This window comes from Pseudomonas sp. FP453 (genome assembly GCF_030687495.1).
Classification (GTDB): Bacteria; Pseudomonadota; Gammaproteobacteria; order Pseudomonadales; family Pseudomonadaceae; genus Aquipseudomonas.
On the sequence record NZ_CP117435.1, the window covers coordinates 453862 to 474212 of the forward strand.

Here is a 20351-nt window from a genome sequence, read left to right on the forward strand (position 1 = left end):
AAGAGGTCATCGGGCAACTGAAGAGGTCAGCGTTGCCGAGTGGCGCACACGGGCACCGAAGTCGCTGACGCTGGTGAATTCGACTTTGGGCGTACCGCCCGGGCGATGGCGCAGCAACGGCAGGGCATACATTCTTACCCCGCCGGCGGGCATCAGCAGGCCGTCGTTGGCGTCTTTGTTGGGCGCTTTGCTGAACCGTTTGCCTTCGCTCAGCAGGTCAACCGAGGTCAGGGAGATATGGTAGGGCGTAGGGTTGGTCGCTTGCAGGGCGTAGCCCTGGCCGTGGGCAACCAGTTGCCATTGCAGTTTTGCCGCCGCGCTGCCCACCGGGTAGGGCAAGGCCTGGGGCCGCAGAAACACACGCAAGCGGGTGCGGAAGGCCAGTTCGATCTGATTGTTCTGTTCGGCCCCGGCGGTCAGCGGCGGAACTTCCAACACGTTGAGCCAGGTACAGGCTTTCGCGATCAGTGGGTGTGTCTTCCCCCGAATGGCGCAGGCGCAACGCCTGTTGCTGATGGGGCTCAAATGCGGAAGATCGGTGGCGACAGGCTGAACGGTGTGCGCGCCGTTGCCGGTGTCGAGCGAATGTCGCCGGTATCCAGCCAGGTCTGCACCAGCGCCGGGCGGTGACCTTTGTTCTCCAGCCGTACGACAACCTCCTGCTGGTCGGCAGGATAGATCACACGGGTGCCGTAGATAATGACCCCCGCCTGAGCGGGAAATGCGTGCAGCAGTAACCATCCGACGCCACAGGTGGCAAGCGCGAGGCAGGCCAGCTTTTTCATGCGCAAAGCTCTCTTCTAATCCGGCGGATGGGCCTGCCGGACAGCAGCAGGCCCACGTACTCTCTTGGTTAGTCGGCGTACACGATCATGAAGCCGACGCGGGTTTTGACCGTGCCCTCCGTCGCAGCGCCGCTGGCGTACAGTTGCGCGGCCAGTGGGATCACAGCCTGGTTGTCGGCGATCACCACGCCTTCGGATTTTTCGGTGTAAACGTTAATCGGCGAGCCGTCACGGTTCGTCACTTCAACCTGTACGTTCTTGGCGTTTGTGGTGTCGGACGGATCATCGTGGCCGTCGATATTCAAGCGCCCGGTCGCCACATCGATGGCCGGGCTGGTGGGGTCGAATGCAACCATGGCGGTACGGCCGTTGGTGCAACTGCCTTCGCCGGGTGCGCCAATGCGGATGGTGAAACCGGTCAGGTTGGCGCGATCACCCGGTTTCGCCAGGCGTGCGGCGGATACACCACCCAGGTTCACGTCCTTGACCACTGCACCGGTGCCGGGCGCTGCGCCTTCGATGGTGCAGGTCGTATCGTTCACCAGCCCGGTGAAATTGATCGTTCCATCATTTGCAGCATGGGCCGCTTGCGAGACGGTAGCGGCCACGGCAAGTGTCGCAACAAGGGTGGAGAGAACATTGAATTTCATAGTGTTTCCAATCTTGAGTTAACTGAGTAACCCACCACAGATTGAAGCGTTACATCGGTGTTGTTCTGGATCTTTATAGCGTGGTGGGGGCTCCTAATTTGTCTGGAAAAGTTGACGCGGCCTATAGAAGTGTCACGAGATTGCTCTCGTGATTGTTCGAAAATCAACGGTTTGTAGTTAAAGAATTTATGCCGGAATAAGTCCGTAAGAAGTAGGTGTAAGTCTTGTCTGTAGTACTGGGATGTAAGAGTGATTCTTGTTGTTTTGCAGGTTGATTACCGTATGGGGCTGCGCTATACCGTGTTCCTGTAAAGAAAAAACTTGTACCAAGTTGTACCTATTTTTACGAGTTTCCCGGTGGTTGATATGCATACCATCATGTTGTTGGATGATCATGAGATGGTTCGGCAAGGGATCGAGTTGGGCCTGGGCAACGAGCCCGATCTGGATGTGATCGGCTCCTTCAGGACGTCCAGGGAATTGCTTGAAGCGCTTGCCCGGCGGGTTGCGGATGTGGTGGTGATGGACTTTACACTGGGGCCTTCGGACACCGATGGTCTGAGCCTGATCCAGACCTTGAGTCGGCGGTTCAAGCGCTGCAGGCTGCTGGTTGTATCGTCGCACTACACGCTCGCGACCGTATCGCTGGCGTTGAAGGCTGGAAGTCTGGGTGTGCTGGGCAAGACCCAGAAACTCACCGAATTGATAGTGGCAATTCGAACGGTTGCCCAAGGTCGGATTTACCTGGAACGTTGCATGTTATTGGCGCTTCAGGAATCGACCTCATTTTTTGACCGGGTGGATGTTAATTCGCCCGTGGTACGTCCGGCGTCTTTGCGCTTGAATACCCGCCTCACGCCAAAAGAGCAGGAAGTATTGCGTTGTTTTCTCGAGGGCATGTCCGTAAGTTCAATTGCGGTAAAGTTCTCGCGCAGTGTGAGTACCATCAGCACGCAAAAACAGTCAGCCTATCGAAAACTGGGGATCAAGACTGACAGCGAACTGTTCATGTTCACTAAACAGTTTGGCCGGCCGGGGTGATGGCCTGTTTGAAAACACTATTGGGGCACACCGTTAAATCGGGTTGTCCAGATAACGCAGTGCCAGCTGCTCGGTCGCTTGCCGTGCCGGCGACAACAGGTGCGGCGCCACCAGCATCATGATCTGGTAGACCACCACCTGCACCTCGCCCTCGCGGTCGAGAATCCGTTGGTAGTCCAGGGAAAACAGCAGGGTCATGGTGATCTGCTCCACCAGTTGCCCCAGCGCCTGGGTGCCGCTGACCAGTTGCCCGGCCGCTTTCAGGCGGGCGAGCAATGACGCCAGGGTGCGCTTGAGCGCAGTGAGCAGGTTGCGAATGCCCTTGGCCAGTTTCGGCAGGCGCCCCGCCAGGTTCGACAAATCCTGGAACAGAAAGCGGTAGTGGGCCATGCGTTCGACGATCAGGTGCAGGAACAGCCAGTAATCCTGAGGCTCCAGTTGTGCCTCCGCCGGCGGGTCGAGCAGCGGTGCCAGTTCATTTTGGAAGCGCTCGAACAGCCCGAGCACCAGCGGCTCCTTGCCATGGAAGTGGTAGTAGAGGTTGCCGGGGCTGATCCCCATCTCATTGGCGACCTCCATGGTCGACACATTTGGCTCGCCCTTCTGGTTGAACAACTGCAGGGCACATTCAAGGATACGGTCGCGGGTCTTCATCCAGTCTTCTTAATCTGATCGCTGAGCTCAGCGCACCCGCACGTAAGTGCCTGGCGCCGCTTCCATCGGTGGGTAATTCTGGTTGCCCAGGGCGGTGAGGGTTTCGCGCTGTACGCCCGAGCGTTGCTGGATCCACTCCAGCCACTGCGGCCACCAACTGCCTTCGACGTGGTTGGCGTCGTAGTACCAGGCGCGCGGGTCGCTGCTCAGCTTGGGGTTTTCGACGTAGTTGGCCTTGGGGTTGCCCGGCGGGTTGAGGATGCTCTGGATATGCCCGCTGTTGGACAGCACGAAGCGCTTGTCGCCGCCCAGCAGTTGGGTGGAGCGATAGACCGCGTCCCAGGGCGTGATGTGGTCGTTGATCCCGGCGACGCTGAAGCTGTCCACCGTGACCTTCTGCAAGTCGATGGGCGTGCCGCACACCTCCAGGCCACCGGGATGGCTCAGCGGGTTGTGCTTGAAGAAGTCCAGCAGGTCGCCGTGCAGCGCGGCGGGCAGGCGCGTGTTGTCGTTGTTCCAGTACAGGATGTCGAAGGCCGGTGGCTCCTTGCCCAGCAGGTAGTTGTTGATCCAGTAGTTCCAGATCAGGTCGTTGGGGCGCATCCAGGCGAACACCTTGGCCATGTCGCGGCCATCCAGCACGCCTTGCTGATAGGAGCGGCGCTTGGCGGCCTCCAGGGTTTGCTCGTCGACGAACAGCGTGGCGGGGCTGTCGATCTGGCTGTCCAGCAGGCTCACCAGGTAGCTGGCACTGGAGATGCGCCGCAGCTGGCGCTTGGCTTGCAGGTGGCCTTGCAGGGCGGCGATGGTCAGGCCGCCGGCGCAGGCGCCCATCAGGTTGACCTCACGCGCGCCGGTGATCGCCCGGCACACGTTGAGCGCCTCTTCCAGCGCCGCGACGTAGGTGGACAGGCCCCACTCGCGGTGGCGCACATCCGGGTTGCGCCAGCTGACCATGAACGTCTGCAAACCGTTTTTCAGGGCGTACTGCACAAAGCTGTTGGCCGGGCTCAGGTCGAAGATGTAGTACTTGTTGATTTGCGGCGGTACCACCAGCAGTGGCTTGGCGTACTGTTTTTCGCTCATGGGCTTGTACTGGATCAGCTCCAGCAGCTCATTGCGAAACACCACCGAACCGGGCGTCGTCGCCACCGTCTTGCCGACTTCAAAGGCATGCTTGCTCACCTGGCGTGGCAGGCCGTTGTTGTGCAGCAGGTCTTCGACCAGGTTGGTCACGCCGCGCACCACGCTGTTGCCGCCGGAGTTGAGCAACTCCTTGATGGCCAGCGGGTTGAGCAGGGTGTTGGATGGGGAGACGGCATCGTTGAGCAGGGAAAAGGCGAAGTGCGCACGGGCGCGGTCATCGGCGCTGAGGGTGCTGTCGTCGATCCAGTGGCGGGTTTGTTTCTGCCAGCTCAGGTAGGCCTGCAAGCTGCGCCGGTACAGGGGGTTGAGCTTCCAGGTGGGGTCGATGAAGCGGCTGTCGTTGGGGTTGGGCTCGTGCACGGTTTCGCCCAGCAGGACGCGGCCCAGCTGACCACTCAATGCCCAGGCATGGCGGGCCGTGTGCACCGGGTTGCGCAAGCCGTGGGCGGCCACGCTGCGCAGGGTCGAGAGCAAGTCCCGACCGCGCAGGCCGGTGATCGCATTTTGCGCATTGATAAACGCGGCCGGGGTGGGCGCCGGGTTCGTCACGGGTCTTTCTCGCATGAGCCAACACTCCTTCGTCAAGCCATCAACAGGCACGCCAATTCAGAACCATAGTCGGTTCCTGGCAAGTTGCGCGGCGGTGTGGTCCTTACACCGCCGGGCGCGGATGAATCACCGCACGCATGCGCTCCTCTTCGAGAAATTTCATGATGATCGGCGCCACGGCTTCGGCCCGGGTGATCAGGAACAGGTGGCCGTCATCAATGATGTGCAACTGTGCGTTGGGAATGCGCCAGGCGAGCATGCGCATGTTGATCAGTGGGATCAGCGGGTCGTCGTCCCCCGCCAGCACCAGGGTCGGCTGGCGGATCTTGTGCAGCCAATGGATGCTGGTCCAGCCCAGCCCGGCGAACAGTTGCCAGTAGTAACCGAGCTTGCCGGCCGAGCGCACTTTGCTCGCGTGTTCGGCGGCGAGCTTCGAGTCGCGACGGAACGAGCCGCCATAGATCATCGGCGCGATGCGCACCACATGGGACGGTTGGATATAGCGGCGCGGGCTGGCCATCAGCCACAGCACCTTCGGCTTGCCCGGCACCATCACCGCGCCGGCTGCCGTGGCCGCAAGAATCAGCTTCTTGCAGCGCTCGGGGTAATCGTAGGCGAATTGCTGCGCCAGCGCGCCGCCCCACGACACGCCCACCACGCTCACCTGGCCGTAGTCGAGGTAATCGAGCATGCGCGCCGTGAGCTTGGCCAGGCCGGGAAACCGGTAAGGCCGCTTGGGTGTCGACGAGCCGCCGACGCCGGGGACGTCGAAGGCGATCACCTCCAGGTCCGGGTCCAGCGCCTGGACGAACGGAAACACCAACTCAAGGTTGGCGCCGATGCCATTGAAGATCAGCAGCGGCGTCAAGTGAGGCTTGCCCGGGCGCACCGCCGTGCGGATGGTCTGGCCATCCAGGTCGATGGTGCGGAAGATGAACGGTTGCGGCATGCTCAAGCCCTGTGAAGTGGTGCTGTTTATCTGTAGGAACTCGGTCCATGTGGGAGCTGGCTTGCCTGCGATGGCATTCTTCCAGCCAGCCCATCAGCTCACTGGCCCACCGCTATCGCAGGCAAGCCAGCTCCCACACTGACTGCATTTCAGCCATACATCTGGTTATCGTTCGTGTACGTAGGTGCCCGGTGCCGCTTCCGCTGCGGCGTAAGTTTTGTTACCCAAACTCGTCGGAGCCTTCTTCAATTTACCCGCCCGCTCCGCCTGCCACGCCTGCCAATGCAACCACCAGGAATCGGTGTGCTTGGTCGCATTTTCCTGCCAGTCCAGCGGTGTCGCCGTCAGGCTGTCGCTGGTCTGGTAACGCGCCTTGGGGTTGCCCGGCGGGTTGAGGATGCTCTGGATATGCCCGCTGCTGGACAGCACGAACTCGACCTTGCCGCCAAACAGCTGTGCCGACTTGTAGCAGGACTGCCACGGCGTGATGTGGTCGTTGGTGCCGGCCAGTGAGTAGATATCCGCGGTGACCTGCTTGAGGTCGATGGGCGTGCCGCACACTTCCAGGGCATTGGCGCGGACCAGTGGGTTGTTTTTGAACAGCTCGATCAGGTCGCCATGGAAGGCCGCTGGCAGGCGTGTGGTGTCGTTGTTCCAGAACAGGATGTCGAACACCGGGGGCTCGTTGCCCAGCAGGTAGTTGTTGACCCAGTAGTTCCAGATCAGGTCGTTGGGGCGCATCCAGGCGAACACCTTGGCCATGTCGCGGCCTTCGAGCACGCCGGCCTGGTAGGAGTGGCGCTTGGCCGCTTCCAGGGTTTGCTCATCGACGAACAACGCCACCTGGGTGTCCAGGGTGGTGTCCAGCACGCTGACCAGCAGGGTCAGGGCGTTGACCTTTTTCTCCCCCAGCGCGGCGTAATGGCCGAGCAGGGCGGTGCAGGTGATGCCACCGGAGCAGGCGCCGAGCATGTTGATGTCTTTGCTGCCGGTGATCGCGGTGACCACATCCACCGCTTCCTTGAGCGCCTCGATATAAGTCGAAAGCCCCCACTCGCGCTGGGCCTTGGTCGGGTTGCGCCAGCTGACGATAAAGGTCTGCTGGCCGTTGCGCAGGCAGAAGCGCGCCAGGCTCTTATCCGGGCTCAGGTCGAAGACATAGAATTTGTTGATCTGCGGCGGCACCACCAGCAGCGGGCGCTCGTGCACCTGTTCGGTGATTGGCTTGTACTGGATCAGCTCCAGCACGTCGTTGCGAAATACCACCGCGCCTTCGCTGGTGCCCAGGGTCTTGCCCACTTCAAAGGCGCCCATGTTGACCTGGCTCGGCATGCCGCCGTTGTGCACCATGTCCTTGGCCAGGTGGGACAAACCGTCCAGCAGGCTTTTGCCGCCGGTTTCAAAGAAGCGTTTGACCGCTGCCGGGTTCGCCGCACTGTTGGTGGGCGCCATGGCTTCGGTCATCAGGTTGATCACGAAGTGGCCGCGGCTGATGTCCTGTTCCGACAGGTTGCTGTCGCCGATCCAGTCGTGCAGTTCCTTGCGCCACGCCAGGTAGGTTTGCAGATAGCGCTTGTAGAGCGGGTTCTGGCTCCAGGCGGGGTCGTGAAAGCGACGGTCATCGCTCTCGGGCACCAGCTCGGATTTGCCGAACATCACGTTCTTCAGTTCGACGCCAAAGTGGGCGACGTGCTTGACGCTGTGCAACGGTTGCTTGATGGCTTGGGTCAGCACCATCTTCGCCGAGGCGAGTAAATCCTTTTTCCGTAACGCGATGATCGGGTTGAGCCCCAGGGTGTTTTCCGAGGCCTGGCGTTTCAAGTCATCGTTGTTCTTGTTACTCATCTACGACGCTCCATTGTCCGAAAGACGAGTACCCGTTACCGCTGTGCACCCAATATCGATACACAACACAAGCCAGGTACTGCGACTCGGGTGACCGTTGATACCGCATCGTCAAATGCAGGGAACTTGCCAGTTCCATTGGTTACCCGAGTTTAATTTTTTTCGCAAGCGGGCCAATCATTGGCCACGCGACAGGGCATTCAAGCAGATGAAATTAGAAAATGCCCTCTAAAGAGCAAGACCCTTGGGCTAGAGCATCAGCCGCACGACCGACTGGCTCGGGTCGCGGGTTTTTCCGGCGGCTTTGAGTTCAGCCAAATAATCGGCCCACAGCGCGTCCTGGCGAACGGCCAGTTGGTAGAGGTAGTCCCAGGTGAACAGTCCGCTGTCATGGCCATCGTCGAAGGTCAATTTCAGTGCGTACTGGCCGGCCGGTTCGATCTTGGTCAGGCGCACGTTGAGCTTGCCGAATTGCAGGATCGGCTTGCCGTGGCCCTGGACCTCGGCGGAAGGCGAGTGGGTGCGCAGCAGCTCGGCGGGGAGTTGGTACACCTCGTCGGGACCGTAGGTGAGGCCGAGGGTGTTGGAGGTTTTGTGCAGGTTTACGGCAGTAGGGAATTTGGTCATGGCGATAATCCTGAAGAAACCGGCTCAACAATGTGGGAGCTGGCTTGTGTGGGAGCTGGCTTGCCTGCGATGGCATCACCTCGGTATCACTGATACACCGAGGTGCCTGCATCGCGGGCAAGCCCGGCTCCCACACAAGCCAGCTCCCACACTTAAGTAGGGCTTACAGGATATAACGAGACAAGTCTTCGTTCTGCGCCAATTCGCCCAGATGGCTGTTGACGTAATCCGCGTCGATCTTGATCACTTCGCCATTCTGCGCACCGGCCAGGTCGCCGGCACTGAAGGACACTTCCTCGAGCAAACGCTCCAGCAAGGTGTGCAAACGACGCGCCCCGATGTTCTCGGTCTTCTCGTTGACCTGCCAGGCAATCTCCGCCAGGCGCTTGATGCCGTCCGGCTGGAACTCGATGCCCAGACCTTCGGTTTTCAGCAGCTCACGGTACTGCTCGGTGAGCGACGCATGCGGCTCGCTGAGGATGCGTTCGAAGTCGCCCGGGGTCAGCGCCTTGAGTTCCACGCGAATCGGCAGGCGGCCTTGCAGCTCCGGCACCAGGTCGCTTGGCTTGCTCAGGTGGAATGCACCGGAGGCAATAAACAGGATGTGGTCGGTCTTGACCATGCCCAGCTTGGTGTTCACCGTGCAGCCTTCGATCAGCGGCAGCAGGTCGCGCTGTACGCCTTCGCGGGAGACATCGACGCCACCGGAGTTGCCGCGCTTGGCCACCTTGTCGATCTCATCGATAAACACGATACCGTGCTGCTCGACGGCTTCCAGGGCCTTGGCCTTGAGTTCTTCCTCGTTCACCAGGCGCCCGGCTTCTTCGTCGCGCACCAGTTTCAGCGCTTCCTTCACCTTGAGCTTGCGGCTTTTCTTCTTGCCCTTGCCCATGTTGGCGAACAGGTTCTGCAACTGGCTGGTCATTTCTTCCATGCCAGGCGGCGCAGAGATATCGACGCCGGAGACTTCGGCCACTTCAATCTCGATTTCCTTGTCGTCCAGCTGGCCTTCACGCAGGCGCTTGCGGAACAGCTGGCGAGTGTTGCTATCCGAGCTCGGCGCGGGGTCTTCGTTGAAACCCATGCGTGCCGGTGGCAGCAGGGCGTCGAGGATGCGCTCTTCGGCGGCGTCTTCGGCGCGGTGGCTGACCTTGGTCATTTCCTGTTCGCGCAGCAGCTTCAGCGCGGCGTCGGCGAGGTCACGGATGATCGACTCAACGTCGCGGCCCACATAGCCCACTTCGGTGAACTTGGTGGCTTCGACCTTGATGAACGGCGCGTTGGCCAGCTTGGCCAGACGCCGGGCGATTTCGGTTTTACCGACGCCGGTAGGACCGATCATCAGGATGTTCTTGGGCGTCACTTCAACGCGCAGTTCTTCGGGCAGTTGCATCCGGCGCCAGCGGTTACGCAGCGCGATGGCAACGGCGCGCTTGGCATCGTCCTGGCCGATGATATGGCGGTTGAGTTCGTGGACGATTTCGCGGGGAGTCATGGACATAGTGTTTGGCGGCCTCAAGCGGGAATAAGCCTACGGCTTACTCGGCGAGGTCCTGCTCCTCAATGGTCAGGTTGTGGTTGGTGAACACGCAGATATCGCCGGCGATGCCCAAGGCGGTCTCGACGATTTCACGGGCCGACAGGTCGGTTTTCTTCAACAGCGCGCTGGCCGCAGCCTGGGCGTAGCCGCCACCGGAGCCCATGGCGATCAAGCCGTTTTCTGGCTCGACCACGTCACCGTTGCCGGTGATGATCAGGGAGGCGTCTTTGTTGGCCACGGCGAGCATGGCTTCCAGGCGGCTGAGGGAACGGTCGGTACGCCATTCCTTGGCGAGTTCGACCGCCGCGCGCACGAGGTGGCCCTGGTGTTTTTCCAGTTGGCCTTCGAAACGTTCGAACAGGGTGAAGGCGTCGGCGGTGGCACCGGCAAAACCGGCAAGCACCTGGCCGTGGTACAGGCGGCGCACTTTCTTGGCGTTGCCTTTCATCACGGTGTTGCCGAGGGAAACCTGGCCGTCGCCGCCCATGACGACTTTGCCGTGGCGACGTACTGAAACGATGGTGGTCAAGGGGAGAGTCTCCACGCAGCGGGGCGAAAATGCCCTGGTGAAAACTGATATGGGGGTGGTGGGGGGGATTTCAACCGTGGGGGTGGTGTGCGGACGAGTGGTGTGTATTGATCTGACACATTCTTCAGAACACCCAGAAACCAAATGTGGGAGCTGGCTTGCCTGCGATAGCGGTGTGTCAGTCACTGAAAATATTGACTGTTACACCGCTATCGCAGGCAAGCCAGCTCCCACATTTTGATCGGTGTCAGCGGCTCTGGCGTTGTTGTAACAACAGGTTGCTAAACCCAGCGCCGGCCAGTTGCTTCTGTGCCACGGTCAGCTGTTCACGGTTGCTGAACGGCCCCACCAGCACGCGATACCAGGTCGCGTCCTTCACCGTGCCGGACTCCACCGTCACCGCCTGGCCCAGCAGAATGATCTGCGCCCGTACGCGATCCGCATCCGCCTGCTTGGGGAACGAGCCCGCTTGCAGGAAGAACTTGGTCACCGGCGCTGCCTTGGTTTCGGCAACCGGTGGCGGCGGTGGCGGGGTGATCCCGGCCAAGGCGGCCTGGGCACGTGCCGTGTCGATCTTCGCCGCTTCCGCTGGGGTCACCGGGGTGGTCGGCACTTGTGGCGTCGGCAGGGTTTTCTCCGGCACGGCGTCAGGCGGCACGATCACTTCCGATTCCGGCAGCAGCGTGTAGAAGTCGTACTTTGGCTTCACCGGTGCCGTCGGGCTCGGCGCCGTCTTGTTGGCTTCGGCCATTTTCGTGGCCTTCTGCTGTTCCTGCTTGACCCGTTTGACGTCGTCGCCCTTGCCCGGGTCCAGCTTCATCAGGAACACGATAAACGCGCCCACGGTAAGACCGATGGCCATCCACAACCAGCCCGGAATCGGCTTCTTCGCCGGGGCCTGGTAGCGGCTGGCGCCGCGCTTGGGTGCAGGTTTTTTCTTGGCAGCCAACTTACATGCGCTCCAGGGTTTCCAGGCCCAGCAGTTCCAGGCCTTGCTTGAGGGTACGGCCCGCCAATGCGGCGAGGCGCAGGCGGCTTTGCTTCTGGGCTTCGTCGTCGGCGGTGAGGATCGGGCAGTTCTCGTAGAAGCTGGAGAACAGGCCGGCGACTTCGTACAGGTAGGTGCAGAGGATGTGCGGTGTGCCTTTCTCGCCGACGCTGTTCAGCACTTCGCCGAATTGCGCCAGCTTGGCCGCCAGCTCCTGTTCGTGCGGGGCATCCAGCACGATCTGGCCTTCCACTTCGCTGAAATCCTTGCCCAGCTTGCGGAACACGCCGGCCACACGGGTATAGGCGTACAGCAGGTACGGCGCGGTGTTGCCTTCGAAGTTGAGCATCAGCTCGAAGTTGAAGCTGTAGTCGCTGGTGCGGTGCTTGGACAGGTCGGCGTATTTCACCGCACCAATGCCCACCACGCGGGCGATGTTGCGCAGGTCGGCCTCGGCCAGTTCCGGGTTCTTTTCCTTCACCAGGTTGTAGGCACGTTCCTGGGCTTCGTTGAGCAGGTCGATCAGCTTCACGGTGCCGCCGTCGCGGGTCTTGAACGGGCGGCCGTCGGCGCCGTTCATGGTGCCGAAGCCCATGTGTTCCATGTGCATCGGGTGGGTGATGAAACCCGCGCGACGTGCCACTTCGAACACCTGCTGGAAGTGCAGGGCCTGGCGCTGGTCGACGAAGTACAGCGCACGGTCGGCCTTGAGCACGCCGCTGCGGTAGCGCACGGCCGCCAGGTCGGTGGTGGCGTACAGGTAGCCGCCATCGGCCTTGACGATGATCACCGGCAGCGGCTCGCCTTCGGCGGTCTTGAACTCTTCGAGGAACACGCACTGCGCGCCGTTGCTTTCCACCAGCAGGCCCTTGGCCTTGAGGTCGTTGACCACGTTGATCAGGTCGTCGTTGTAGGCGCTTTCGCCCATCACGTCGGCCATGGTCAGCTTGACGTTGAGCAGCTCGTAGATTTCCTGGCAGTGGGACAGGGAAATCTCCCGGAAGCGGCCCCACAGTTCGAGGCATTCCGGGTCGCCGGCTTGCAGCTTGACCACCAGGCCACGGGCGCGGTCGGCGAACTCTTCGGATTCGTCGAAGCGCTTCTTCGCGGCGCGGTAGAAGTTTTCCAGGTCCGACAGCTCGTTGCTGGTGATCGGGTTTTCTTGCAGGTAGGCCATCAGCATGCCGAACTGGGTGCCCCAGTCGCCTACGTGGTTCTGACGGATCACGGTGTCGCCGAGGAACTCCAGCACCCGCGCCACGCCGTCGCCAATGATGGTGGAGCGCAGGTGGCCGACGTGCATCTCTTTGGCCAGATTGGGTGCGGACAGGTCAATCGCCACGCGTTGCAGCGGGCCGGCCTTGCGCACGCCGATCTTGGCGTCGGCCAGGGCCGCGTCCAGGCGCGAAGCCAGGGCCTGGGTGTTCTGGAAGAAGTTGATAAAGCCCGGGCCGGCGATTTCGGCCTTGGTGACGCTCTCGTCGGCCGGCAGCGCGGCGATGATTTTTTCTGCGAGGTCACGGGGCTTCATGCCCGCGGGCTTGGACAGCATCATCGCGATGTTGCTGGCGAAGTCGCCGTGGGTCTTGTCGCGGGTGTTTTCCACCTGGATCGCCGGCGTCAGGCCTTCAGGCAACACACCTTCGTTGACGAGTTGGGTGAGGGCTTGTTGGATCAGCTGGCGAATGGTGTCTTTCATGGTGTTCTCTTTGTGCCGCAAGCGACAGCGCGCGATGCGCGGGTGGAAAAACTGGGCATTATCCGTGGGGAGGGCGGGCTTGCCAACCGTTCAGACGGGTTGGCGGACCTGCGGGCCTCATCGCGGGCAAGCCCGCTCCCACATTTAAGGGTGTTCACAATTCAAACTGTGGAGTGGATCAATACAAATCCACGGGGTCCACGTCCATCGACCATCGCACCTGCCGGCCGCTGGGCATTTGCTCCAGGGCAAGTAACAGACTACTTAGCAGCCGATGCAGGGGCGCGCGGGACGTTGCCTGCAAGAGTAGCTGAGCGCGGTAACGCCCGGCGCGGCGCTCCATGGGCGCGGGCACCGGGCCGAGCAGTTCGATGCCGGTCAGACCCAGTTCGCCGAGCAAACGTTCGGCGGCGCTGCAGGCTTCGTCGAGGAAACCTTCGGCCTGCCCCGGTTTATGCGCTTCGGCGCGCAGCAGGGCCAGATGGGAAAACGGCGGCAGGCCGGCGGAGCGGCGCTCGCTCAAGGCCTGCTCGGCGAAGGCAAAGTAGCCTTGTTCTGTCAGTTGGATCAGCAGCGGGTGGTCGGCCAGGTGCGTCTGGATAATTACTCGGCCGGGTTCTTCAGCGCGCCCGGCGCGGCCGGCGACCTGCACGATCAGTTGCGCCATGCGCTCGCTGGCGCGGAAGTCGCCGGAGAACAAACCGCCGTCGGCATCCAGGATCGATACCAGGGTCACCCGTGGAAAGTGGTGCCCTTTGGCAAGCATCTGCGTGCCGATCAGGATGCACGGCTGGCCTTTCTGGATAGTCGCGAACAGCTGGTTCATCGCGTCTTTGCGCGAGGTGCTGTCGCGGTCAACCCGCAGCACCGGGAAGTCCGGGAACAGAATGCCCAGGCGCTCCTCGGCGCGCTCGGTGCCCGCGCCGACCGGTCGCAGGTCCACTTTGCCGCACTGCGGGCAGTGGCGCGGTACCCGTTCCACATGGCCGCAGTGGTGGCAGCGCAACTCGCCGTGGCGCTGGTGCACGGTCATGCGCGCGTCGCAGCGCTCGCACTCGGACATCCAGCCGCAGTCATGGCACAGCAGCGTCGGCGCAAAGCCGCGACGGTTGAGGAACACCAGCACTTGCTGGCCGGCGGCGAGGGTCTGGCCGATGGCTTGTTGCATCGGCCCGGAAATACCGCTGTCCAGCGGGCGGCTTTTTACATCCAGGCGCAGGAAACGTGGCTGTTTGGCGCCACCCGCGCGCTCATTGAGGCGTAGGAGGCCGTAACGACCGGTGTAGGCGTTGTGCAGGCTTTCCAGGGACGGCGTGGCCGAGCCGAGCACAATCGGGATGTTTTCCTGGCGCGCGCGCACCAGCGCCAGGTCGCGGGCGTGGTAGCGCAGGCCTTCCTGCTGTTTATAAGAACCGTCGTGCTCCTCGTCGATGATGATCAGCCCGGGGTTTTTCATCGGGGTGAACAGTGCCGAACGGGTGCCGATAATAATGTCGGCCTCACCGTCCCGCGCCGCCAGCCACGACTCCAGGCGTTCGCGGTCATTGACCGCCGAGTGCACCAGGGCGATGCGCGCATTGAAGCGTTGCTCGAAGCGCGCCAGGGTCTGCGGGCCGAGGTTGATCTCCGGGATCAATACCAGCGCCTGCTTGCCGGCTTGCAGGGTTTCGCGGATCAACTGCAAATACACTTCGGTCTTGCCGCTGCCGGTGACGCCGGCCAGCAGGAACGCGTGGAAGCTGTCGAAGCCTGCGCGGATCGCCTCGTAGGCGGCGCGTTGTTCGGGGTTCAACGGCAATTCCGGCTGGGCCAGCCAGTGTTCGTGGCGCGGGTCGGGGGCGTGCTTGCGGATTTCCACCTGCACCAGGTCCTTGGCGAGCAGCAGGTCGAGACTGTCTTTGCTCAGCATCAGCTTGCTTAACAACTGATGGGCCACGCCGTGGGGATGTTGCGCCAGGGTTGCCAAGGCTTCGCGCTGGCGCGGGGCGCGGGCGATGCGCGGGTCGTCGAGGCGCGCGCCGGGCGCCGCCGACCAGAAGCGTTCCTGGCGCGCCTCGGCCAGTTCGCCCTGGCGCAGCAGCACCGGCAGCGCCCAGCTCAGGGTGTCGCCGAGGCTGTGCTGGTAATACTGGGCCGTCCACAGGCACAGCTTGAACAGGGCGGGCGGCAGCGGCGGCGTGGCGTCGAGGATCGCCAGCGCCGGCTTGAGCTTTTCGGCGGGCACTTCGCTGTGGTCGGCGACTTCCACCAGGATGCCGATCATTTCCCGTCGGCCAAACGGCACCCGCACCCGCATGCCCGGCTGCAACTGCGCCCGCAGCACGCCGGCCGGGGCACGGTAATCGAACAGGCGGCGCAGGGGCGAGGGCAGGGCGAGGCGCAAAATGGCGTCGGGCACGCGGGGGTCTCATCTATATAGGCAGGCGGTGGCGCAGGGGCGGGAGCCTAGCAGACCTGCGATAGAGGTGTCCCGTCTCGGGTACTTCTGTGGGAGCCGGGCTTGCCCGCGATGGCGTCATATCAGTCGCAGGGTTGGGTGTCTGACACACCGCTATCGCGGGCAAGCCCAGCTCCCACATGGATTGTGGCAAGCCAGTAGTTTCTGATGAAAGGCGCTTATCCGCGTGGAATCAGCCGGCAGCGCCGCTTGCGCGTTTAAAAAGGTCTGGGTAGAATCCGCGGCCTAATTACGTGCGGTATTCGACAATAGTGTCGAGTGGCGGCACGCTAGCCCGAGGAAGTGCCATGAAAGCCGATATCCATCCAGCGTACGAAACCATCGAAGTAACTTGCAGCTGCGGCAACAAGTTCGAAACTCGTTCGAACCTGTGCAAGCCACTGGGTACTGACGTATGCAACGAGTGCCACCCGTTCTACACCGGTAAGCAGAAGACTCTGGACACCGGCGGCCGCGTACAGCGCTTTGCTGACCGTTTCGGCGCTTTCGGCAAGAAGGCTGCTACTCCAGCAGAGTAAGCCTGAAAAACCCCCTGGGTTTTTCCCGCTGAAAAAAGAGGCGCCCCCCCGTGGGCGCCTTTTTTGTGCCTGGAATTTGATAAAAACCACTTGAATCGACGTTTAAATAAAAAATTGTAGACATTTTTTAAATCGATTGTGAACAGTTGAGCCCTTGTATCCCGTGGCCTTAGACCAAAGTACGGCGCTCTGGGGCCTTGACACCGGTGACTACCCAGTCTTGTAGGGACTTTACGACACGCGTATCCTCGGCGGTCCGTCGACCAACAGTAAAAGCGGAATGCCGATATGTCTGATTTGAAAACTGCCGCTCTCGAATATCATGCCAATCCTCGTCCAGGAAAGCTGAGTGTAGAGCTCACCAAAGCCACCGCCACCGCCCGCGACCTGTCGCTGGCCTACAGCCCTGGCGTGGCCGAGCCCGTACGTGAAATCGCCCGCGACCCCGAGCTGGCGTACAAGTACACCGGCAAGGGCAACCTGGTTGCAGTGATTTCCGATGGCACCGCGATTCTGGGCCTGGGCAACCTCGGCCCATTGGCTTCCAAGCCAGTCATGGAAGGCAAAGGCGTGCTGTTCAAGCGCTTCGCCGGCATTGACGTTTTCGACATCGAAGTCGACTCCGAGAGCCCGCAGGCTTTCATCGACACCGTAAAGCGCATTTCCATCACCTTCGGTGGCATCAACCTGGAAGACATCAAGGCACCTGAGTGCTTCGAAATCGAAAAGGCCCTGATCGAACAGTGCGACATCCCGGTATTCCACGATGACCAGCACGGCACCGCGATCGTTACCGCGGCCGGCATGATCAACGCCCTGGAAATCGCTGGCAAAACCCTGGCTGACGCGAAGATCGTCTGCCTGGGCGCTGGTGCAGCGGCTATCTCGTGCATGAAGCTGATCGTGAGCATGGGCGCCAAGCTGGAAAACATCTACATGGTCGACAGCAAGGGCGTGATCCAGTCCGAGCGTACCGACCTGAACCAGTACAAGGCGATGTTTGCCCACCCGTCCTCCAAGCGCACCCTGGCTGACGCCCTTGACGGTGCAGACGTGTTCGTTGGCCTGTCCGGCCCGAACCTGCTGAGCGCTGAAGGCCTGAAGTCCATGGCGGCCAACCCGATCGTGTTCGCCTGCTCCAACCCGGACCCGGAAATCTCGCCAGAGCTGGCTCACGCCACCCGCAACGACGTGATCATGGCCACCGGCCGTTCGGACTACCCGAACCAGGTCAACAACGTGCTGGGCTTCCCGTTCATCTTCCGTGGTGCCCTGGACGTTCGCGCCAAGCGCATCAACGAAGAGATGAAAGTAGCCGCGGCCAACGCCCTGCGTGAACTGGCCAAGCTGCCAGTACCTCAGGATGTGTGCGACGCCTACGGTGGCGCCAAGCTGGAATTCGGCCGTGAGTACATCATTCCGAAGCCAATGGACAAGCGCCTGATCACCCTGATCTCCGATGCCGTGGCCAAGGCCGCCATCGAGACCGGTGTGGCCACCCTGCCGTATCCGAAGAACTACCCGCTGCAAAGCGTGGATGATGTGTTCAACGGCTAAGCCGTTGTAGCGCACCAACAAAAAGCCCCGGCTCTCGCGAGTCGGGGCTTTTTGCTGTGTGGCGATTAATTCAAGCCTTGTGCAGCACCAAATGTGGGAGCTGGCTTGCCTGCGATAGCATCACCGCAGTTTGACTGACACACCGAGGTGCCTGCATCGCAGGCAAGCCAGCTCCCACACAAGCCAGCTCCCACACAAGCCAGCTCCCACACAAGCCAGCTCCCACAGAAGCCAACTGCCAGCGCGTTAGAACAGATCGATCGGCGCCGCTTCATCCGCTGGCAACGGGCTGCCAGGCGCAATGCCATTCCCCAGCTCATTGACCGACGGCGGCGTGTCTTCGCTCTTGAACAGTTCGAAGTAGGCATTCGGTGTGCTTGGCGATGCCACGCGGCCACTTACCGGGTCGATCCGCAGGCTGAGGATGCCCTCCGGTTCCGGCTGGGTGTGCAGGGGCTTGTCCTTCAGGGCAGCGCCCATGTAGCTCATCCAGATCGGCAGCGCGACGGTGCCACCGAACTCGCGACGGCCGAGGCTTTCCGGCTGGTCATAGCCGGTCCACACGGTGGTCACGTAGTCGCCGTTGTAGCCGGAGAACCAGGCGTCCTTGGAATCGTTGGTGGTACCGGTCTTGCCGGCGATGTCTGCGCGGCCGAGGGCCAGGGCGCGACGGCCGGTGCCTTTCTTGATCACGTCTTGCAGGATGCTGTTGAGGATGTAGGTGGTGCGGCCATCCACAATGCGTTCGGCAACGGCAGGCGCCTGTGGCTCGGTTGGCGTCGCGGCGTTTGCAGCGGGCGTGGCACCGGGGGTCGGCTCGATGGTGATGCCACCGTTGCTCGGGGCGGCCAGGCCATCGGTAGCGGCCACGCCGTTGACCACATCACCCGGTACGCGCGGTGGGTTGGCGGTGAACAGGGTGTCGCCATTGCGGCTTTCGATCTTGTCGATCAGGTACGGCGCGATCTTGTAGCCGCCGTTGGCAAAGGTGCTCCAGCCGGTGGCGATTTCCATCGGCGTGAGGGTCGCGGTGCCCAGGGCCAGGGACAGGTTCGGCGGCAGGTCCGACTTGTTGAAGCCGAAGCGCGTCATGTAGTCGATGGTCTTGCCCACACCCATCGCCTGCAGCAGGCGGATCGACACCAGGTTGCGCGACTTGTACAGCGCCTCGCGGATACGGATCGGGCCAAGGAAGGTGTTGGTGTCGTTCTTCGGGCGCCAGACCTTGTCCAGGTATTCGTCGACAAACACGATCGGTGCATCGTTGACCAGGCTGGCGGCGGTGTAGCCGTTATCCAGCGCGGCGCTGTAGATGAAGGGCTTGAAGCTTGAGCCCGGCTGGCGCTTGGCCTGCACGGCGCGGTTGTAGTTGCTCTGCTCGAAGGCGAAGCCGCCCACCAGGGCGCGGATGGCGCCGTTCTGCGGGTCGAGGGAAACCAGGGCGCCCTGGGCCAGCGGCACCTGGCTGAATTTGAGGCTGTCGTCCTTCTGGCGTTGCACGCGGATCAGGTCACCGACCTGCGCCACGTCCGACGGCTGCTTGGGCATCGGGCCCATGCTGTTGGTGTTCAGGAAGGGGCGTGCCCACTTCATGCTGTCCCAGGCCACATGGGCTTCGCCGGTGCGGGTCAGCACCTGCACGCCGTCTTTTTGCACCTGGGTGACGATGGCCGGTTCCAGGCCGCTGATGGCGCGCTGTTTGCCCAGTTCGGTGGTCCAGGCGCTCAGGGTCTTGCCTGGCAGGCGCGACTCGGGCCCACGGTAGCCGTGGCGCTGGTCGTAGGTGATCAAGCCGGAATGCACGGCGTTGTTGGCGATTTCCTGGGTGTCGCTCGGCACCGTCGTGGTGACGCGGAAGCCTTCGGTGTACGCCTCGCTGCCATAGCGGCCGACCATCTCGGCGCGGGCCATTTCAGCGATATACGGTGCGTTCACTTCTGGCGTCGGCACGTGATAGCTGGCGTTCAACGGCTCGGCCACCGCGCTTTCGTAGGCGGCCTGGTCGATCTTGCCCAGCTTGTACATGCGGCCCAGGATCCAGTCGCGACGCTCTTTGCTGCGCGCCGGGTTGGCCAGTGGGTTGAAGCGCGACGGCGCCTTGGGCAGGCCGGCAATCATCGCCATCTGCGCCAGGCTCGCGTCACGGATCGACTTGCCGTAGTAGACCTGCGACGCCGCCTCGATGCCGTAGGCACGGTTGCCCAGGTAGATCTTGTTGACGTACAGCTCAAGGATCTCGTCCTTGGTCAGCTGGCGTTCAATCTGCAGGGCCAGCAGGATCTCGGTGGCCTTGCGCGAAAAGCTGCGCTCGCTGGTGAGGAAGAAGTTCTTCGCCACCTGCATGGTGATGGTGCTGCCGCCGGATTGAATGTGTCCGCTTTTTACCAATTGCGTGGCGGCACGAACCAGGCTGCTGGGGTCGACGCCGTAGTGGTTGGCGAAATTATCGTCTTCGGCCGACAGCAATGCGCTGATGAAATTGGGCGGAATATCGGCGAAACGGATCGGGGTGCGGCGCATTTCGCCGAACTCCGCGATCAGTTTTTCGTCGCTGCTGTAGACCCGCAAAGGAATCTGCAACTGGATACTTCTGAGGGCCTCTACGGAGGGCAAACCCGGACTAAGGTAGAGGTAGGCCCCGCTGAGTACGAGCAGCAGCCCGCAGACGATCGCGACAATGGAGTACCCGAAAAACTTCAGCAGACGAATCAAGGCTTTTGGATTTCCAGAGAAAAGAATGGGTTAGGCGTCGGGGCATGCATGGCTAACGATGGATCGACCCGGGCTGTAGGTAAAAAGCGGGGAAAAACGCTGGG

15 protein-coding genes and 1 pseudogene are annotated in these 20351 nt (G+C 61.8%); 3 read left to right on the forward strand and 13 right to left on the reverse strand.

The genetic code is table 11. The features are described 5' to 3' along the window. Positions 1-6 precede the first annotated feature (6 nt). Positions 7-785, reverse strand: a pseudogene (locus PSH87_RS02000) (molecular chaperone). Positions 786-853: 68 nt separating this feature from the next. After that, positions 854-1435 carry a fimbrial protein gene (locus tag PSH87_RS02005; protein ID WP_305432289.1) on the reverse strand — a complete coding sequence of 194 codons (582 nt, stop codon included), beginning with the start codon at positions 1433-1435 and terminating at the stop codon, positions 854-856. A gap of 366 nt (positions 1436-1801) precedes the next feature. On the opposite strand from PSH87_RS02005, the gene PSH87_RS02010 reads away from it, so the two are divergent. After that, a complete protein-coding gene (locus PSH87_RS02010) occupies positions 1802-2476 on the forward strand; it encodes a response regulator transcription factor (RefSeq protein ID WP_256204500.1) in 675 nt (224 codons plus the stop codon). Between the two features lie 33 nt (positions 2477-2509). Here the strand turns inward: PSH87_RS02010 and PSH87_RS02015 are convergent, their stop codons facing one another. The 10 genes from PSH87_RS02015 to PSH87_RS02060 all read right to left on the reverse strand — a co-directional run bounded on the left by PSH87_RS02015 (position 2510) and on the right by PSH87_RS02060 (position 15400). Next, complete coding sequence (locus PSH87_RS02015) at positions 2510-3130, reverse strand: TetR/AcrR family transcriptional regulator (RefSeq protein WP_017738851.1); 621 nt, start codon at positions 3128-3130, stop codon at positions 2510-2512. A 27-nt stretch (positions 3131-3157) separates the two neighbouring features. Then, positions 3158-4840 carry a class II poly(R)-hydroxyalkanoic acid synthase gene (gene phaC / locus PSH87_RS02020; protein WP_305432292.1) on the reverse strand — a complete coding sequence of 561 codons (1683 nt, stop codon included), beginning with the start codon at positions 4838-4840 and terminating at the stop codon, positions 3158-3160. Positions 4841-4928: 88 nt separating this feature from the next. Continuing rightward, positions 4929-5774 (reverse strand): poly(3-hydroxyalkanoate) depolymerase, encoded by an 846-nt coding sequence (phaZ, locus tag PSH87_RS02025; protein WP_017738853.1) that lies wholly within the window; start codon positions 5772-5774, stop codon positions 4929-4931. Positions 5775-5939: 165 nt separating this feature from the next. Further along, on the reverse strand, positions 5940-7619 hold the full coding sequence (phaC, locus tag PSH87_RS02030; protein ID WP_305432294.1) for a class II poly(R)-hydroxyalkanoic acid synthase: 1680 nt from the start codon (positions 7617-7619) through the stop codon (positions 5940-5942). A 249-nt stretch (positions 7620-7868) separates the two neighbouring features. Further along, entirely contained in the window at positions 7869-8246 is a 378-nt protein-coding gene (locus PSH87_RS02035; RefSeq protein ID WP_017738855.1) for a gamma-butyrobetaine hydroxylase-like domain-containing protein, read from the reverse strand. A 163-nt stretch (positions 8247-8409) separates the two neighbouring features. Beyond that, positions 8410-9747: an ATP-dependent protease ATPase subunit HslU gene (gene hslU / locus PSH87_RS02040; protein ID WP_017738856.1), complete on the reverse strand. Its 1338-nt coding sequence runs from the start codon at positions 9745-9747 to the stop codon at positions 8410-8412. Positions 9748-9784: 37 nt separating this feature from the next. Further along, positions 9785-10315 (reverse strand): ATP-dependent protease subunit HslV, encoded by a 531-nt coding sequence (hslV, locus tag PSH87_RS02045; protein WP_017738857.1) that lies wholly within the window; start codon positions 10313-10315, stop codon positions 9785-9787. A 247-nt stretch (positions 10316-10562) separates the two neighbouring features. Beyond that, positions 10563-11264 (reverse strand): SPOR domain-containing protein, encoded by a 702-nt coding sequence (locus PSH87_RS02050; RefSeq protein WP_017738858.1) that lies wholly within the window; start codon positions 11262-11264, stop codon positions 10563-10565. A 1-nt stretch (position 11265) separates the two neighbouring features. Then, positions 11266-13002: an arginine--tRNA ligase gene (gene argS / locus PSH87_RS02055; protein WP_017738859.1), complete on the reverse strand. Its 1737-nt coding sequence runs from the start codon at positions 13000-13002 to the stop codon at positions 11266-11268. A gap of 178 nt (positions 13003-13180) precedes the next feature. After that, the gene (locus tag PSH87_RS02060; protein WP_017738860.1) at positions 13181-15400 is read right to left on the reverse strand and encodes a primosomal protein N'; all 2220 of its coding nucleotides are present in this window, start codon (positions 15398-15400) and stop codon (positions 13181-13183) included. A gap of 347 nt (positions 15401-15747) precedes the next feature. Here PSH87_RS02060 and rpmE point away from each other — a divergent pair, with 347 nt between their 5' ends. Then, positions 15748-15978 (forward strand): 50S ribosomal protein L31, encoded by a 231-nt coding sequence (gene rpmE, locus PSH87_RS02065; protein ID WP_017738861.1) that lies wholly within the window; start codon positions 15748-15750, stop codon positions 15976-15978. 288 nt (positions 15979-16266) lie between these two features. Beyond that, entirely contained in the window at positions 16267-17535 is a 1269-nt protein-coding gene (locus PSH87_RS02070) for a malic enzyme-like NAD(P)-binding protein (protein WP_017738862.1), read from the forward strand. 246 nt (positions 17536-17781) lie between these two features. On the opposite strand, the gene PSH87_RS02075 is transcribed toward PSH87_RS02070, so the two are convergent. Beyond that, positions 17782-20244, reverse strand: a complete 2463-nt coding sequence (locus tag PSH87_RS02075) for a penicillin-binding protein 1A (RefSeq protein WP_370695308.1) — start codon at positions 20242-20244, stop codon at positions 17782-17784. Positions 20245-20351: the final 107 nt, after the last annotated feature.

Bases quoted from the DNA above. Each gene is read 5' to 3' on its own strand.
- PSH87_RS02005 (WP_305432289.1), bottom strand. From the start codon at position 1,435: ATGAAATTCAATGTTCTCTCCACCCTTGTTGCGACACTTGCCGTGGCC.
- PSH87_RS02010 (WP_256204500.1), top strand. From the start codon at position 1,802: ATGCATACCATCATGTTGTTGGATGATCATGAGATGGTTCGGCAAGGG.
- PSH87_RS02015 (WP_017738851.1), bottom strand. From the start codon at position 3,130: ATGAAGACCCGCGACCGTATCCTTGAATGTGCCCTGCAGTTGTTCAAC.
- phaC (WP_305432292.1), bottom strand. From the start codon at position 4,840: ATGCGAGAAAGACCCGTGACGAACCCGGCGCCCACCCCGGCCGCGTTT.
- phaZ (WP_017738853.1), bottom strand. From the start codon at position 5,774: ATGCCGCAACCGTTCATCTTCCGCACCATCGACCTGGATGGCCAGACC.
- phaC (WP_305432294.1), bottom strand. From the start codon at position 7,619: ATGAGTAACAAGAACAACGATGACTTGAAACGCCAGGCCTCGGAAAAC.
- PSH87_RS02035 (WP_017738855.1), bottom strand. From the start codon at position 8,246: ATGACCAAATTCCCTACTGCCGTAAACCTGCACAAAACCTCCAACACC.
- hslU (WP_017738856.1), bottom strand. From the start codon at position 9,747: ATGTCCATGACTCCCCGCGAAATCGTCCACGAACTCAACCGCCATATC.
- argS (WP_017738859.1), bottom strand. From the start codon at position 13,002: ATGAAAGACACCATTCGCCAGCTGATCCAACAAGCCCTCACCCAACTC.
- rpmE (WP_017738861.1), top strand. From the start codon at position 15,748: ATGAAAGCCGATATCCATCCAGCGTACGAAACCATCGAAGTAACTTGC.
- PSH87_RS02070 (WP_017738862.1), top strand. From the start codon at position 16,267: ATGTCTGATTTGAAAACTGCCGCTCTCGAATATCATGCCAATCCTCGT.